The organism is Arenicella sp. 4NH20-0111 (genome assembly GCF_040366405.1).
Lineage (GTDB): Bacteria > Pseudomonadota > Gammaproteobacteria > Arenicellales > Arenicellaceae > Arenicella.
In genome coordinates, this window is the sequence record NZ_BAABWF010000005.1 from 165139 (window position 1) to 179432 (window position 14294).

General features: G+C 42.4%; 14 protein-coding genes. 12 read left to right on the forward strand and 2 right to left on the reverse strand.

Features of this window, described 5'->3' with window-relative positions; all coding sequences use genetic code 11:
• Positions 1-45: 45 nt before the first annotated feature.
• The 7 genes from rffA (at position 46) to ABWW54_RS12260 (ending at position 5631) form a co-directional block, all read left to right on the forward strand.
• On the forward strand, positions 46-1194 hold the full coding sequence (rffA, locus tag ABWW54_RS12230) for a dTDP-4-amino-4,6-dideoxygalactose transaminase (RefSeq protein ID WP_353412574.1): 1149 nt from the start codon (positions 46-48) through the stop codon (positions 1192-1194).
• Between the two features lie 120 nt (positions 1195-1314).
• Positions 1315-2010, forward strand: a complete 696-nt coding sequence (locus ABWW54_RS12235) for a WbqC family protein (RefSeq protein ID WP_353412575.1) — start codon at positions 1315-1317, stop codon at positions 2008-2010.
• On the forward strand, positions 2010-2939 hold the full coding sequence (locus ABWW54_RS12240; RefSeq protein ID WP_353412576.1) for a glycosyltransferase family 2 protein: 930 nt from the start codon (positions 2010-2012) through the stop codon (positions 2937-2939). Before ABWW54_RS12235 ends, ABWW54_RS12240 begins: the two co-directional genes overlap by 1 nt.
• Before the next feature lie 77 nt (positions 2940-3016).
• Complete coding sequence (locus ABWW54_RS12245) at positions 3017-3649, forward strand: class I SAM-dependent methyltransferase (RefSeq protein ID WP_353412578.1); 633 nt, start codon at positions 3017-3019, stop codon at positions 3647-3649.
• Positions 3649-4314: an acetyltransferase gene (locus ABWW54_RS12250; RefSeq protein WP_353412579.1), complete on the forward strand. Its 666-nt coding sequence runs from the start codon at positions 3649-3651 to the stop codon at positions 4312-4314. The genes ABWW54_RS12245 and ABWW54_RS12250 overlap by 1 nt, the downstream gene beginning before the upstream one ends.
• Positions 4315-4316: 2 nt before the next feature.
• The gene (locus ABWW54_RS12255; protein WP_353412580.1) at positions 4317-5228 is read left to right on the forward strand and encodes a glycoside hydrolase family protein; all 912 of its coding nucleotides are present in this window, start codon (positions 4317-4319) and stop codon (positions 5226-5228) included.
• A gap of 7 nt (positions 5229-5235) precedes the next feature.
• Positions 5236-5631, forward strand: coding sequence for a GtrA family protein (locus ABWW54_RS12260; protein WP_353412581.1), 396 nt, complete (start codon positions 5236-5238; stop codon positions 5629-5631).
• Positions 5632-5657: 26 nt separating this feature from the next.
• Here ABWW54_RS12260 and ABWW54_RS12265 read toward each other — a convergent pair whose 3' ends face one another.
• Both ABWW54_RS12265 and ABWW54_RS12270 read right to left on the reverse strand, forming a co-directional pair.
• Positions 5658-6443, reverse strand: coding sequence for a class I SAM-dependent methyltransferase (locus tag ABWW54_RS12265; RefSeq protein WP_353412582.1), 786 nt, complete (start codon positions 6441-6443; stop codon positions 5658-5660).
• A gap of 161 nt (positions 6444-6604) precedes the next feature.
• The gene (locus ABWW54_RS12270) at positions 6605-8503 is read right to left on the reverse strand and encodes an ArnT family glycosyltransferase (RefSeq protein WP_353412583.1); all 1899 of its coding nucleotides are present in this window, start codon (positions 8501-8503) and stop codon (positions 6605-6607) included.
• A 279-nt stretch (positions 8504-8782) separates the two neighbouring features.
• Between ABWW54_RS12270 and ABWW54_RS12275 the strand changes: the two genes are divergently transcribed.
• The 5 genes from ABWW54_RS12275 (at position 8783) to ABWW54_RS12295 (ending at position 14235) form a co-directional block, all read left to right on the forward strand.
• Complete coding sequence (locus ABWW54_RS12275) at positions 8783-9202, forward strand: hypothetical protein (RefSeq protein ID WP_353412584.1); 420 nt, start codon at positions 8783-8785, stop codon at positions 9200-9202.
• Between the two features lie 94 nt (positions 9203-9296).
• Positions 9297-9632, forward strand: a complete 336-nt coding sequence (locus ABWW54_RS12280) for a hypothetical protein (protein ID WP_353412585.1) — start codon at positions 9297-9299, stop codon at positions 9630-9632.
• Between the two features lie 256 nt (positions 9633-9888).
• Positions 9889-12471 (forward strand): DNA gyrase subunit A, encoded by a 2583-nt coding sequence (gene gyrA, locus ABWW54_RS12285; protein WP_353412586.1) that lies wholly within the window; start codon positions 9889-9891, stop codon positions 12469-12471.
• Positions 12472-12489: 18 nt separating this feature from the next.
• Positions 12490-12981 (forward strand): hypothetical protein, encoded by a 492-nt coding sequence (locus ABWW54_RS12290; RefSeq protein WP_353412587.1) that lies wholly within the window; start codon positions 12490-12492, stop codon positions 12979-12981.
• Between the two features lie 99 nt (positions 12982-13080).
• Positions 13081-14235, forward strand: coding sequence for a M35 family metalloendopeptidase (locus ABWW54_RS12295; protein ID WP_353412588.1), 1155 nt, complete (start codon positions 13081-13083; stop codon positions 14233-14235).
• Positions 14236-14294 lie beyond the last annotated feature (59 nt).

Below are 14294 nucleotides of genomic sequence, written 5' to 3' on the forward strand. Positions count from 1 at the left end.
TTTAGTCCTAACAATCTTAGACTTGTCTTTCAACAGTAAACCCTTATGCAAAAAAATATCCCTTTTAATAAACCTTACATGACGGGTAAGGAATTGTTCTATATATCACAGGCTCATTTTAACGGTTGCTTGGCCGGAGATGGGCCTTTCACTAAAAAGTCGCATCTATGGCTGGAGGAGTCGATCAGTTGTAAAAAAGCACTTTTAACTCATTCGTGTACAGCTGCACTAGAGATGTCAGCGCTGTTGCTCGATCTTTCAGAGGGTGACGAAGTTATTATGCCGTCATACACTTTTGTTTCGACTGCAAATGCTTTTGTGCTGAGAGGAGCGAAGCCAGTATTCGTAGATATTCGGGAAGACACGCTGAATATCGATGAAAATCTAATCGCTGAAGCTATTACCAGTAAAACTAAGGCAATCGTTCCTGTGCATTATGCTGGGGTATCCTGTGAAATGGATACTATTATGGAGCTTGCAAATTTAAACGGTTTGTCCGTCGTCGAAGATGCCGCTCAAGGAATTGGCGCAAGCTATAAGGGCAGACCATTGGGCAGTATTGGTAGTATGGGAACATTGAGTTTTCACGAAACTAAAAATGTGATTTCCGGAGAAGGTGGTGCTTTATTAGTGAATGATGAAAACTTGATCGAGAGTGCTGAAATTATTCGAGAAAAAGGCACGGATAGAAGTAGGTTTATGCAGGGCCTAGTTGATAAATATACATGGCGAAGCGAAGGCTCCTCCTTTCTGCCTGGAGAGCTCACGGCAGCATTTCTTTTCGCGCAACTCATCGAAGAGAGAACCATAACTTCCAAGCGTCTTAGTATGTGGGAGTTCTACCATGAAAATATTAAGTGCTATGAAGACAGTGGATTCTTACGAAGACCCTATGTCCCTTTAGGTTGTGAGCATAATGCCCATATGTATTACATCTTGCTTGATAGCTCCAAGATGAGAGATAAGGTCCTAGCTTTTATGACCGAGCAAGGAATCGGTGTGGTCTTTCACTATGTTCCTTTGCATTCATCGCCTGCCGGGGAGGCTTTTGGAGCATCTAGTGGGGCGCTTGATAAAACGAATGACTTATCTTCTCGGTTGTTGAGGCTACCTTTGTGGATTGGGTTGAGCGAGGAAGATCAACGACGAGTGATTGAGGTGCTGGGGGAGGCTTTGACTTCTGCTCATAAATAAAGTTTACAATGCTGCGTCTTTCTAGAAAATAGCTGTTGTTGAATTAGCTATTCGCGTCTACTAAGGCATGATTTATAATGGGTGTCAGAGCTATAACTCAAATAACCTTTTACCAAAAAAATGACTAAAAAAGTTGCAATACTTCAATCAAATTATATTCCGTGGAAAGGATATTTTGATTTAATAGCAAGCGTGGATACATTTATCTTCTTTGATGATATGCAGTACACTAAAAGAGATTGGCGCAATAGAAACAAAATTAAAACTCCAAATGGATCTCAATGGTTATCTATCCCTGTTAACGTCAAAGGTAGATATCATCAAAAAATTAACGAAGTTGAAATTTCTGACTCTAATTGGAATCTAGATCATTGGACTCAAATCGACCGCAATTATAGGAAGGCTGAGTTCTATAGTGAGATCAAGGAATGGTTAGAGCCTCTCTACCTCAAAAGCGTTGAAGGCTCTTTATCGACCATAAACCATCGATTAGTAGGGGGTATTTGTGATTACCTAGGGATAGAGACGGAACTTTTAAGCTCATCAGATTTCGAATTAGTTGATGGTAAGAGTGAACGATTGGCAGGGCTTTGTCGAGATGTTGAAGCGACACATTACATTTCAGGTCCAGCTGCAAAGGATTACATGAGTATTGATGTCTTTGATTCATTTGGCGTAGAAGTGGAATGGGCCGACTACTCTGGTTACCCTGAGTATCCTCAACTTTGGGGCGATTTTGATCACTTTCTCTCAATTCTAGATTTGTTGTTTAACGCTGGGTTGGGTTCTAAAAAATATATGAAGTACGTCAAGTAATGAAGTTATCTATTGTTACAACACTCTTTCGATCTGAAGAGTATGTTTATGAATTTTACGAACGTAGCAGTGTTGTGGCCAAAGAAGTCGTTGGTGATAACTATGAAATTATTTTTGTAAATGATGGATCACCAGATGCCAGCTTAGAGAAGGCTCTAGAGCTACATTATAAATATCCCAATGTTAAAGTTATTGATTTGTCGAGAAATTTTGGTCACCACGAAGCAATGATGACGGGGCTCGCACATGCGGTTGGCGAAGAGGTTTTCTTGATAGACAGTGATCTGGAGGAAGAGCCTGAATGGCTCGTAGAATTTTTCAATAGAAAATCCAAAGCAAATCTTGATGTGGTTTACGGTGTTCAAAAAGATAGGCGCGACTCAGGGTTGTCTAAAATTGCAGGCGCGATTTTTTATCGAATTTTTCGACTCCTCACTGAAGTAGATCAGCCAGATAATATCGTGACGGCGCGTTTAATGTCTCGGCGTTACGTGGAGGCGCTACTATTAAATAGTGAACGCGAATTGAATATAGGAGGTCTCTGGATATCCACTGGCTTTGATCAAGAGGCATTAGAGGTAGTGAAATTAGCGACAAGTGAAACGACATACTCTTTCTCTGGTAAATTAGGTCACTTAGTAAACGCGATCACCTCATTCAGTAGTAAGCCTCTATATTACACAATCTATCTAGGTCTTACCATTAGCCTGTGCAGTATGTTGTTCGTTGCTTGGTTGATTATAAATTACCTTTTCTTGTCGAGGCCTATTGACGGTTTTACTACTGTCGTAGTCTCAATTTGGTTGTTGGGAGGCATTATCATTGCTTTGATGGGAGTTCAGGGTATCTATATTGCGAAAATCTTTTCCGAGGTAAAAATGAGGCCTCGAACGATAATTAAAAAGAAGTATGTCTCAAAAGCAGAGTAGGGCCTTATTCTGGAGTACCTATTGCCCTATTAATGTCTCTATATGAGTTCGAATATCACAAACTAGCCTAGCCGAATATGACTGAAAAATTAATATCCAGTGTTGCGAAATATTATACAAATAGAATTGAGGAATTTGGAGCCACGGCCAAAGGTGTGGATTGGAATGGTGTGGAGAGCCAGACGGTTAGATTTCAGCAGCTTTCAAAAATTATTGAAAGTGATGTTTTAGTCGACGAAGTGTTCAAAATTGCAGATTTAGGGTGTGGTTACGGAGCATATTATGACTTCCTAAAATCGGAATTTGGTCATCAGTTCGACTATTTTGGTTACGATGTATCCAGCAAAATGTGCGATGCGGCACGTAGTAATATTGGCAGAGGGCGAGCGCAAATAACATGCTCTAAGGAAATTGATAATGACGTCGATTACGCGGTGGCGAGTGGGATTTTTAATGTTCGTTTAGAAGAAAAAGCTGATGAGTGGCAAGATTATTTTTATCAAACTATCTCTGGCATGTTTCGAAGAGCAGATAGAGGAATCTCCTTTAATTGTTTAACCTCTTTTTCTGATGAAGACAGGATGAAAGACTATCTGTTTTATGCTGATCCATGTGAGGTATTTAAGTTTTGTAAGAATGAGCTGTCTAAGGAAGTGGCTTTGATACACGATTACGGTTTATATGAATTTACAATTTTGGTGCGTAAGTAATGTCTAGAAAATTAGTTATTTTTGGCTCGGCCGATATGGCTGAATTGGCAAAGTATTATTTTGATAATGATAGTGATTATGAAGTTGTTGCGTTTACTCTAGACGCCGAATACCTTGATTCAGAGATTATCTGTGGGCTTCCAGCGGTGCCGTTCGACCAAGTAGTTGCAAAGTATTCGCCCGAACAACATGATATGTTTATCGCTCTCAGTTATTCACAACTTAATAAAATTAGAAAGGATAAGTTTACAGCAGCTAAGGAAATGGGATACACGCTTGCTTCATATATTAGTAGTCATGCTACAGTATTAAACGACGGTGCGATCGGTGAAAATTGTTTTTTGCTAGAGGACAATACGATTCAACCATTTGTTAGGATAGGTGATAATGTTACCTTATGGAGTGGGAACCATATTGGACACCATTCTACAATTGGAGCTCATACTTTCATAGCATCTCATGTTGTTGTTTCTGGTGGCGTTAACGTTGGAAGGCAGTGTTTCATTGGCGTAAATGCTACGTTAAGAGATCATATTGATGTCGGAGATCTGTCTGTGGTCGGTGCAGGAGTTTTAATGCTCAAATCATGCGATGAGGCCAGTTTATTGATTGGAAAAGCTACACCTCCCTCGGGCAGGAAAAGTACTGATTTGAAGCGGATCTAGAGATGGATTTTTCGAATTGGGTGAAACATGGATTGGTGTTTTTGAATTCAGGTGGTCATCCTAAAAATATGTCACACTCTGCAAATCCATTGCCTGTAAAGATATCCGGAAATGTCTTCAGAGTGTTTTACAGTGGCAGAGATGAATTTAACCGTTCATCTGTCGCTGCGGTTGATGTTGATATCTCGACTTTAGAAATTCTAAAAAGCGTGAGTGAGCCTTTCGTGGAGCATGGGGAAGAAGATGATTTTTTTTCTCATGGAATCAGCATAGGTAATATCTATAAAGTTAATGGTAATTCATATATTCTCTATATGGGGTGGAGGGTTGAAAATGATGAGCATTGGTTTGGGCAAGTAGGAAGATTGAGGTTGAATCAAGATCATACTTTGAGTTTTGATGGATCGAAGCCCTATATGGCGTTAGATGAGGAGGACCCAATAAGTTTGTCTTATCCCTGGGTTATGGAGCATGAAGGCTTATATAGGATGTGGTATGGCTCAACTGTTAGCTGGGACGCAGGTAATGGCGAAATGCTTCATGTGATTAAGTATGCAGAGTCCCTTGATGGGAATTCTTGGGTTAAAAAAGGGGTCGCGATACCCTTTGAGCTCGGGGTTGCACAGGCCTTTTCACGACCAACGGTAATCATCGACTCGGAGAGCGTGTTTCATATGTGGTTTAGTTATAGGTCGGGTTCAGGCTCAACCTATCGAATAGGGTATTCAAAGAGTAGTGATGGTAAAGAGTGGTCCTTTCCGAAACTGTCGTTATCTGTTGGAGAGAATGGCTGGGACTCAGAAATGGTCGAATACCCTTATGTAATAGAGCACGAAGGTGAGTACATAATGTTCTTTAATGGGTCTGCCTACGGAAAAACTGGGTTTGGCATAGCGAGACACCCTGCACTTTAGTATTTCGATGATAAATTATCAGGAATTACTAACCGTGGTTAGATTTGGTGTCGTTGGGCTCGCGACGAGCGCGATTGGGTATATCATTTATTTGCTGATTACTTACTTTGGTGTAAGTCCAATTTTGACTATGTCGTTAATGTATTTGATTGGCACTATATTGAGTTTTATTGGTAATAAAAAGTTTGTTTTTCAAGATATTCGCAGCTCAAGGAAGACACTACTTCAGTTTGCTTTTATCTATTTTTTAGGGTATTTGATCAACTATTTGTTGCTTTGGTATGGCACTGGGCAATGGGGTTATTCTCATCAGGTAGTGCAGGGGGTGGCGATACTGATCGTTGCTGGCTTCACATTCATTTGCTTGAGATTATTTGTGTTTGTCGTTCGCGGCACGGAGTAAGGTTTGGTTTGTGCCGCTCTCTGAGTTTACTTCTTCGCGACAACTACTCTCGATCCTCCGAAGGGTAGGTTCATTCCTTTCTTAATGAGCCACTTTTCAAATTGCAGAACCCTGTAGAGGATGTGATTTAAGGTTTCCGGTATTTGTAGCTCAGAGGAGGGGTCGTAAGATTCTCGAGGTTTTAGTTTTGATATTACTCTAGAAACGATAAGAAGTGGCATTAAGAATGTTACAAATGATGATGACCGATGAATGCGGAACCCCGCGTCAATGAGTTTTTGATCTAGCTCTTTTGTCGCGTACCTTCTTCGGTGATACGCGTAGTCGTCAGAGTGGCTCCAAAGCCATTGGTGCTGTGGGACCGTTAGAACGATGTGGCCTCCAGCTTGTAAAGCTGAGTAGGCTTGAGCCAGGACAGCTTCGTCCTCTTCTATATGCTCTAAAACATCGAACATTCCTATCATGTCGAATTTATTTATGAATGGCATATCTCGCCCATCCATTTGTCGGAACTTCGCGCTTGGAACTCGGTGGCTAGCGTACTCCAATCCTTCTTTATAATACTCAGTTGCAGTAAGGTTGGCACTTGAGTAAGTTTGCTCGATGCCAGAAAGAACAAAGCCGGTCCCACATCCAACCTCTAGATATTCTTTCATTTCCGGGTTTGCATCAAGCATGCAATATTGGATTATTTCGTTTCTTGCCTTAAACCAAAAATTTTTTGATTCTTTATCAAAAAGATTTGAGAAGTACTTAGGATCAAACCCTTCTTTTGAATCAGAGCTAATTTCTTTTTGAGTGTCTGGTTTCATTTCAATTTCTCAACATTAGTAGTTAGGTTATCTAAGTCTTCTTGACTTTAAGCGTCCGCGCGGGGCATTATTTTAGCTTTAAAATAATGCCCCGAATAGGTGCTGGAGTTTATTCATTATCTTATTAAAAACCTACATATTCTTACTCTTTGATGATGGTTTTAACGTCTCCAGATTTTGAAGCCCGATTCGTCATCGAGGCTGAGTTCGGACCAGCCATTGCGTTCAAGTGTTGAAGTAAAACTACGTACCTTTGCGCCTAAGTTTTCATTTGGATGATGGGTCGGTGTAATCAAAAGATTAATGTGATTTCTATTTATGTAGTAGTGGTTTTGCTTAGGTGTCCTGTTTGTAATAGGTAAAGAGTATGGAACTTTCCTAACTATGCTCGTGAATCGTTTATATTCGCTCGTTGTTGCAGCGTTCACTTCTGACGGAGTGCCTAAAAGCCCAATCAAGCGACTGTTTACCGTTTTGATCTTCGTTGCTATTCGTTGGGCTTGAGCTGGCTCGATGGTTCTGTTCTTAATTAGCCATAACTCTGATCGATTTAAAGAATTGTAAATTCTTTGGGCACCTAAATTTTCTAGCACGCTCCAGACCGGAGTGAGTTGGCCGTTAAAGGATATTTCTGAGTCTAGTATTGCGGTGTCTATGAAAGAGTAGTTTGATCCGCTGGCTTGTATCGAATTGAGCGTGTCGCTAACCCACTCCATATTCAAGCCTTTCTCGGCTTTGATAATATTGATCTCCTTTTTAGAGATTTTAATATAGCGAGTCAAAGCCAGTAGTTGGTGTTTATTATTTGTGATAACTGTAATTCTTTCGACCGGAAGGGAATTTATAAGTTCAAAAGGTCTGTAGTACACATCTCTCTTAGAATTCAAAGCGGTGTTCAAGTTATTTGTTGCGCTGAAAGAGGAAAATACGGCTAGGCACAATACTAAGAGTGTACACCCTATTGAAACTAGTCTAGTCGAGAGATGAGAGCGGCAATATTCAATGCAAACCCCGATTGTGCAGGCGGTTGCGAGTATGAATATGGGTTGAAAAGCAATTAATACGCGCGCTAGTTTCCAGGACGATAGGGAAAGAGAAATTAGAAACGCAGTGCAGAGCAAGCTAATCAAAACAGCAAATCCAGTTTTATTTACGAGAGCCTGGTTTGAACAAGTTCGGTTCTTAAATAACAGGACAGGCAGCAGCACTAAGCCTAATCCGACGATGACTGCTTGTGGGGCATAGTTGTTCCATAGGAATGTTAAATACCAATTCCATTCACCTTTATAGTTGTCATAACGAGATTCATCAGACCGTTCAAATGCTCTGGCCATGCTATCGATGAAGTCTTTGCCTTCGTTTGTGGTCGAAGAAGCATAGCTGGCATTTAGTATGAAAAATGATAAAACTGTAGCTGCAACGACTAGAACTAAAGTGGTTGTGGGGATATTGGAGGGGTAAAGCGGTCTTAACCAAGTATTTCTAAGAAATAGACCTGCAAATGCCCAAAAGAAGACACTTAGACTGAAGCCCGCAACCGTTGGGTGAGTCGCCACCGCTAAAACTATCAACAATCCAAGTAGCAGACCAAAAATGTAAGTGGCTGGAAGCGATTTGCTTGACCATACGTTTGATAATGCAAGCAATGCGAAAGATGTAAACGCAGCTGAGTGGATGTGTGGCATAGCCCTTATTCCTGACGTCAGCATCTGATCATTCGTCAAAAATAGTATGGCGGCAATTAGTCCAACTATTGATCCAAACTCGCGGTTGGCGCTAGAAAATAGTGCTAGAGAACAAAAAGCGAATAAAAATACTGAAGCAATTAACAGGCTCTTTGGTGAAGGGCCGAGATAATCGTAGGCCAGGGCGTTTATCCAATAGGTCAGAGGACGCATCGCGTAATCAAAGGTTAACCCAAGGCTTGCTTTATAGGTGTTAATGATTTCATCATTGAACAGAGGGAATCGGTCGAAAAAGCCAAAGAACCCTACCATCAGGCCGGCGATAAATACCACTAAAGTCAGATTATTGCCGAATTGGGTGTTTTGAGTGTTCATATTCATTTTTCGTGAACTAATTTATTCTGCTCGTGTTGAAAGTTGAGAGGGTGCTATTCAAATAGGAGGCTTGAGCAGGGGAGTATATTGATTGTTGCTGAAACTGTCTATTGAGCGTTGCGTAGCAGTCGAAATGCTTGAGTTGCGCTTGGAGGGCTCAACGTTTATTGGTGGCCCATTTCAAAATTAAACAATATTTATTTTGAGCCTTGATAGCTCTTTTTTATTCAATTTGTGCTCTAATTGCGATCAAATTAGTGGATTTAAGAAATTGTGTAAATGAATAAAAAATGGTTCTTTGTTGTGTTGATTGTATCGATTCTTGCTGGTTGTGATCGGGTCGAGGATAGTGATTCTACGTCGAAAAAAAGTCAGCAGCTAGACTCTTCTGTCAATGATTTAGATAAGTCAGTTGATTCTCAAGTATCTACTGTTAAAGTTGTCGAGATGATCGAGCCTGAAGTTCTGGAGGAAGCTCCTTCCACAGAGGATGTTGGTGAGCTGATTACGACCGAGTCTAGTGAAGAGAGTTATGCTGGCGAAGAGTTTTTCCCTACCGACCCCGAATTTAGCCCTCAAGTTAAAGAGGCCATAGAAATTGTCGAGGGTAGGGCGGCTTCACCTAAGCCTGCTCCTGAGCTTAAACAAGAATACAAAGATGTGGCTGAAATCTTGGAAAGTCAAATGGATGGATATTAAATTTGCTAAAACTCGGCGATTGTTGTTTTGCCTTGAGTGAATTTTGATATATACTTTGCTCAGCTTATTAAAATAAAACCCGGAGCTTTAACAAATGTTGAAAAGAAAATTAGTGGTTTCTGCCGCTACTGTAATGTCAGCTTTAGCATTGAGCGGAAACGCTTTTGCTGCTGCAAACTGTGCTGGTACTGTTAAATTTTCATTGAAATGGGATATCCGTTGTGATGGAAAATTGGCATATAACCTAAATGATGGTTCTGAGAAGTTCTTCTGTGCTAGAGACAACACTGAAGCTGCTTTGGTATTGACTGCGCAAGCTAGTGGAGCAGACCTTTTGGTTCGCCTTGCTGATTCTAGTCTATCTACTTGCAGCCAAAATACGGCCGATTACACTACACCAACTTACGTTATCGTGACTAGTCCTACCTAGAACGAAATATCGAGTTGTGGCGGGTTTCGCCCTCCTTGTGTTGGCGCAGAAAGCCGCATGCACTTCAGAAAGTCGATGTGATATTTGTCGCATCGGCTTTTTTTGTATTTAGCGTTGTGAGAGCCAAGTAACATTTTACCAGCCCATCAAGCGAGTAAGCTTTCTAGAAATCTACCGTAAAGTGGTGTGATATATCTTTGATTCACCATGGATGCTGGTAGAATTATCAGAGCCTAAAAAAGAGTTTATTATTTAAATGACCGACCAATTTGCCAAAGAAACTATCCCTGCTAATTTAGAGCAGGAGATGCGCCAATCCTATTTAGATTACGCCATGAGCGTTATCGTGGGACGAGCTCTCCCTGACGTTCGTGATGGCTTAAAGCCCGTGCATAGACGCGCTTTATTTGCGATGTCGCAACTCAATAACGACTTTAATAAACCCTATAAGAAGTCAGCTCGTATCGTCGGCGACGTGATTGGTAAATATCACCCTCACGGAGATACTGCTGTCTACGATACGATTGTTCGTTTGGCGCAAGATTTTTCTATGCGATACCCGTTGGTTGATGGCCAAGGTAACTTTGGTTCCGTTGACGGTGATTCTCCCGCTGCAATGCGTTATACAGAAATACGTTTAGAGAAAATTGCGCATGAAATTCTCGCGGATCTAGATAAAGAAACAGTAGATTTCACTCCCAATTACGATGAGAGTGAGCTGCAGCCTACTGTCATGCCTACGAGAATACCCGCGCTTCTGGTGAATGGTTCGTCGGGCATTGCGGTGGGGATGGCAACAAACATACCTCCGCATAACTTGACTGAAGTGATTAACGGCTGTGTTGCCATGATTGATAATGAAGACATATCGATCGATGAACTGATGGAGCACATTCCTGGCCCGGATTTTCCTACTTCCGGCTTTATTAACGGCGCAAAGGGCATCAAGGATGCCTATCAGACTGGCCGTGGAAAAATTTACATGCGCGCTCGTACTCACATAGAGACAAATGAGTCGAATGGCAGGCAGTCAATTATCGTGACTGAGCTTCCCTACATGGTCAATAAGGCCAGATTGCTTGAGAAAATAGCTGAGCTGGTTAAAACAAAGAAAATAGATGGTATTACTGAACTTCGCGACGAGTCCGATAAAAGCGGAATGAGAATGTTTATCGCGGTTCGCCGCGGTGAAGTTGCTGAAGTTATTTTGAATAAATTGTTCCAGCAAACTCAATTGCAAACGGTGTTTGGTATTAATACCGTGGCTTTGATTGATAATCAGCCAAGACTGTTTAATCTTCGAGAACTGATTCAGGAGTTCATTAAGCATCGACGCGAGGTGGTGACTAGGCGCACCATCTATAACCTGAGAAAGGCGCGCGCAAGGGCACACACTCTAGAGGGGCTGGCAATTGCTCTAAGCAATATAGATCCAATGATTGAGTTGATCAAGAACTCAGCCAGTCCATCGGAAGCGAAGGAAAAGTTGCTTGAGAAAACTTGGGCTCCCGGAGTGGTTGCCGACATGATCTCCCGAGCGGGAGACGTTTCTTGTAAGCCGATTGGCTTGGATCCAGAATTAGGCTTGCATGGTGACAGTTATTTGCTGTCGGAAAAACAAGCGCAGGCTATTCTGGATTTAAAGCTTCACCGCTTAACTGGTCTTGAACAAGATAAAATTCGAGAGGAGTACGGAGAGGTTCTTCAAAAGATAGCCGAATACATTAATATTCTAGAGAACGTTGATCGTCTAATGGAAGTTATTCGAGAAGAGTTGATTGCTATTCGAGAAGAGTATGGTGATGAACGTAGAACCGAAATTCTGCAGAACAAGCTTGACCTGACATTGGAAGATATGATCGCTGAAGAAGATTTGGTGGTGACTCTGTCGCATGAAGGGTATGCCAAGTCTCAACCTTTGAGTGATTACAGAGCTCAAAGGCGTGGCGGCAAGGGAAAAAGTGCCACAAAAACTAAAGATAAAGATTTCGTCGAACGTATGTTTGTGGCGAACACTCACGATACGATTTTGTGTTTTTCGGATAAAGGGCAGGTTTATTGGCTCAAGGTGTATGAGTTACCACAAGCTGGGCGAAATGCGCGCGGGAAGCCGATTGTAAATTTGTTGCCGCTTGATTCTGATGAGCATATTACAGCGATATTGCCCGTTAAGGAGTACACCGAAGGGCATCACGTATTTATGGCGACCAGTGATGGTACTGTGAAAAAGACTTCTTTAATGGATTTTTCACGTCCGCGAGCCAACGGAATTATAGCGCTTGACTTGGTCGAAGGTAATGAGCTCGTTGGTGTGGGTCTTACCGATGGTAATCAAGAAGTAATGCTGTTTACGACATCAGGTAAAGCTATTCGTTTTCCTGAAGATGACGTTCGGAAGATGGGTAGAACCGCACGCGGCGTTAGAGGAATTAAGTTGCCCGAGGGGCATTCTGTTAATGCCATGATTATTTGTAATTCAGACGATCAGGATTCGGCCGTTTTAACGCTGACCGAAAACGGCTTTGGTAAGAGGACGTCCCTATCTGAATACAACGCTCAAGGGCGTGGCGGACAGGGTGTTATTTCTATCCAAACCAGCGAGCGTAACGGCAATGCCGTTGGCGCTATTTTGGTTGAAGAAGACGATGAGGCTATGCTCATTACTAACGGCGGCACCTTGGTCCGTACTCGCGTGGCTGAAGTATCAGTCGTCGGTAGAAATACGCAGGGTGTGAAGGTGATCGGTGTTTCGAAAGGTGAACAATTGATCAGCGTCGAAAAAGTAGCGGAATCCGAAGATGAATCGGATGATGAGTCTGAAGCAGATGTGGCGGAGTAGTCGCCGCGCGAGGGTTTTATGATCAAGGTTTTCTTGCCTTTTTTAGCTTTGGTGGGTGTCGCGGGGCTTGTAATGGGAATGAGTAGTTCAGAAATTGAGTTGGATTTAAGTATAGATTCCGATGATTTGACATCTGGCGTGGTGACGCTGAATGCTAGAGTGGAAAATAAAGGCTCAGAGCCATTTGTTTTCTTGCCTTGGAATACACCTTTTGATTCGCGAATTGCTGGGCGATTCCTTCAGGTCTATGAGGTCGGGAGTGGTGAGCAAATGGAGTACCTGGGGCTAGTGATGAAAAGAGTGGCGCCAACGGCGGCTGACTACCTAACGGTTAAGCCCGGAGAGTCGGGCGAAGCTCAGCTTGATCTTACAAAAACTTACCGTTTTTGTGCTGATAAAACTTACTTTGTTGGCTATGATTTGAGTAGGCTGGATCCAAAGTCCGCTGGCGAAGAGAATATTGTCTCTACAACCTTTAAAGCTTCGAAAGGTATGGCGGCCTGCGAGTAGCCGGTTGGATGCGAATCTGTGGCTACATTATTGTAGTGCAGGCGTTTGGATGGCGCAATTGAGTGCGTATAGCGGCATCAGAAAAATAGAAGAAATCACATGAAAAAGAATATACGTTTATTGTTGTCTCTACCGATAGTTTTTTGCCTGTTGGCGCTTACATTTACCAGCGCTCTGGCCTCGCTGCCCTCTGGAATCAAGGTTTCTGTTTCGCAAGATGTTTCTGAGTTTGAAGTGTCCGATAGAATTTTGATAAATGTTTCTTACACGAATACCTCTGATCGAGTCGTGAAGATATTACGTTGGGAGACAGTGCTTGGTGGGCGAATTGATTCGGACATGTTAGAAGTTCAGCATAAAGGCTTGGAGCTTCCGTATACTGGGCGTGTCTATAAGCGCCCTCTACCCCGTGAAAAAGATTATTTCTATATGGCTCCTGGCGAGGTCGTCAATGCTGTTGTTGATGTCTTGACGGGGTACGATATAGATTACAAGGGGTTATATGAAATTGACGCTAGGGGTGCCCTTAATAAGTCAGGAGATCTTGCGAATAAAGTCGTTTCTTTTACCTTAAAGCAAGATCGACCAGTCCAGTTTAAACAAACGCCTGTTGTGCAAAGTTGCTCTTCTGCGCGCGCTAGTCTGATAAACTCTGCCCTAGGTTCCGCTGAGAGCATCGCGAGACGAGCAAGGGATGATCTGCAAAACACCCCTGTGGGAAAGCGTGTTGAAGCTCAGCGTTATGCGGAGTGGTTTGGTGCATATACCGAAGCACGGTGGAATACTGTGCAAGACCACTTTAATCGTATTTATTCTGCTGTTAGCGGACGGGTATTGACATTTATTTGTGATGATTCTGCGAGTGCATTCGCTTATGTGTACCCCAGCCAACCTTACGATGTTTATTTGGGGCAAGCGTTTTGGAGTGCGCCTCAAACTGGTACTGACTCAAAAGCGGGTACAATCATTCATGAGCTGAGCCATTTCAATGTGCTTGGTGGTACTGATGATCACGTGTATGGCCAGTCTGGTGCTAGGTCTTTGGCGAGAACTAATCCCAGCAGAGCAGTGCAGAACGCTGATAGCCATGAGTATTTCGCTGAAAATACACCAGCCTTATCTATGCCCAGCCCAGATCAAGAGGCAGATCCTGATCCGGACCCTGAAACTGACCCCACACCAGATCCAGAGCCTGAATCGAACTCTGCTAAGTCTATAATGTCAGTCATTTTACAGTTGTTGCTGGACGAATAGATTTCGTTAATATTCGCAAATCATTAAAACAAGCCGAAATAGATAGGGATTTTATTAAG

Excerpts from the sequence above, each read along its gene's own strand:
- rffA (WP_353412574.1), top strand. The coding sequence starts at position 46 with ATGCAAAAAAATATCCCTTTTAATAAACCTTACATGACGGGTAAGGAA.
- ABWW54_RS12235 (WP_353412575.1), top strand. The coding sequence starts at position 1,315 with ATGACTAAAAAAGTTGCAATACTTCAATCAAATTATATTCCGTGGAAA.
- ABWW54_RS12240 (WP_353412576.1), top strand. The coding sequence starts at position 2,010 with ATGAAGTTATCTATTGTTACAACACTCTTTCGATCTGAAGAGTATGTT.
- ABWW54_RS12245 (WP_353412578.1), top strand. The coding sequence starts at position 3,017 with ATGACTGAAAAATTAATATCCAGTGTTGCGAAATATTATACAAATAGA.
- ABWW54_RS12250 (WP_353412579.1), top strand. The coding sequence starts at position 3,649 with ATGTCTAGAAAATTAGTTATTTTTGGCTCGGCCGATATGGCTGAATTG.
- ABWW54_RS12255 (WP_353412580.1), top strand. The coding sequence starts at position 4,317 with ATGGATTTTTCGAATTGGGTGAAACATGGATTGGTGTTTTTGAATTCA.
- ABWW54_RS12260 (WP_353412581.1), top strand. The coding sequence starts at position 5,236 with ATGATAAATTATCAGGAATTACTAACCGTGGTTAGATTTGGTGTCGTT.
- ABWW54_RS12265 (WP_353412582.1), bottom strand. The coding sequence starts at position 6,443 with ATGAAACCAGACACTCAAAAAGAAATTAGCTCTGATTCAAAAGAAGGG.
- ABWW54_RS12270 (WP_353412583.1), bottom strand. The coding sequence starts at position 8,503 with ATGAACACTCAAAACACCCAATTCGGCAATAATCTGACTTTAGTGGTA.
- ABWW54_RS12275 (WP_353412584.1), top strand. The coding sequence starts at position 8,783 with ATGAATAAAAAATGGTTCTTTGTTGTGTTGATTGTATCGATTCTTGCT.
- ABWW54_RS12280 (WP_353412585.1), top strand. The coding sequence starts at position 9,297 with ATGTTGAAAAGAAAATTAGTGGTTTCTGCCGCTACTGTAATGTCAGCT.
- gyrA (WP_353412586.1), top strand. The coding sequence starts at position 9,889 with ATGACCGACCAATTTGCCAAAGAAACTATCCCTGCTAATTTAGAGCAG.
- ABWW54_RS12290 (WP_353412587.1), top strand. The coding sequence starts at position 12,490 with ATGATCAAGGTTTTCTTGCCTTTTTTAGCTTTGGTGGGTGTCGCGGGG.
- ABWW54_RS12295 (WP_353412588.1), top strand. The coding sequence starts at position 13,081 with ATGAAAAAGAATATACGTTTATTGTTGTCTCTACCGATAGTTTTTTGC.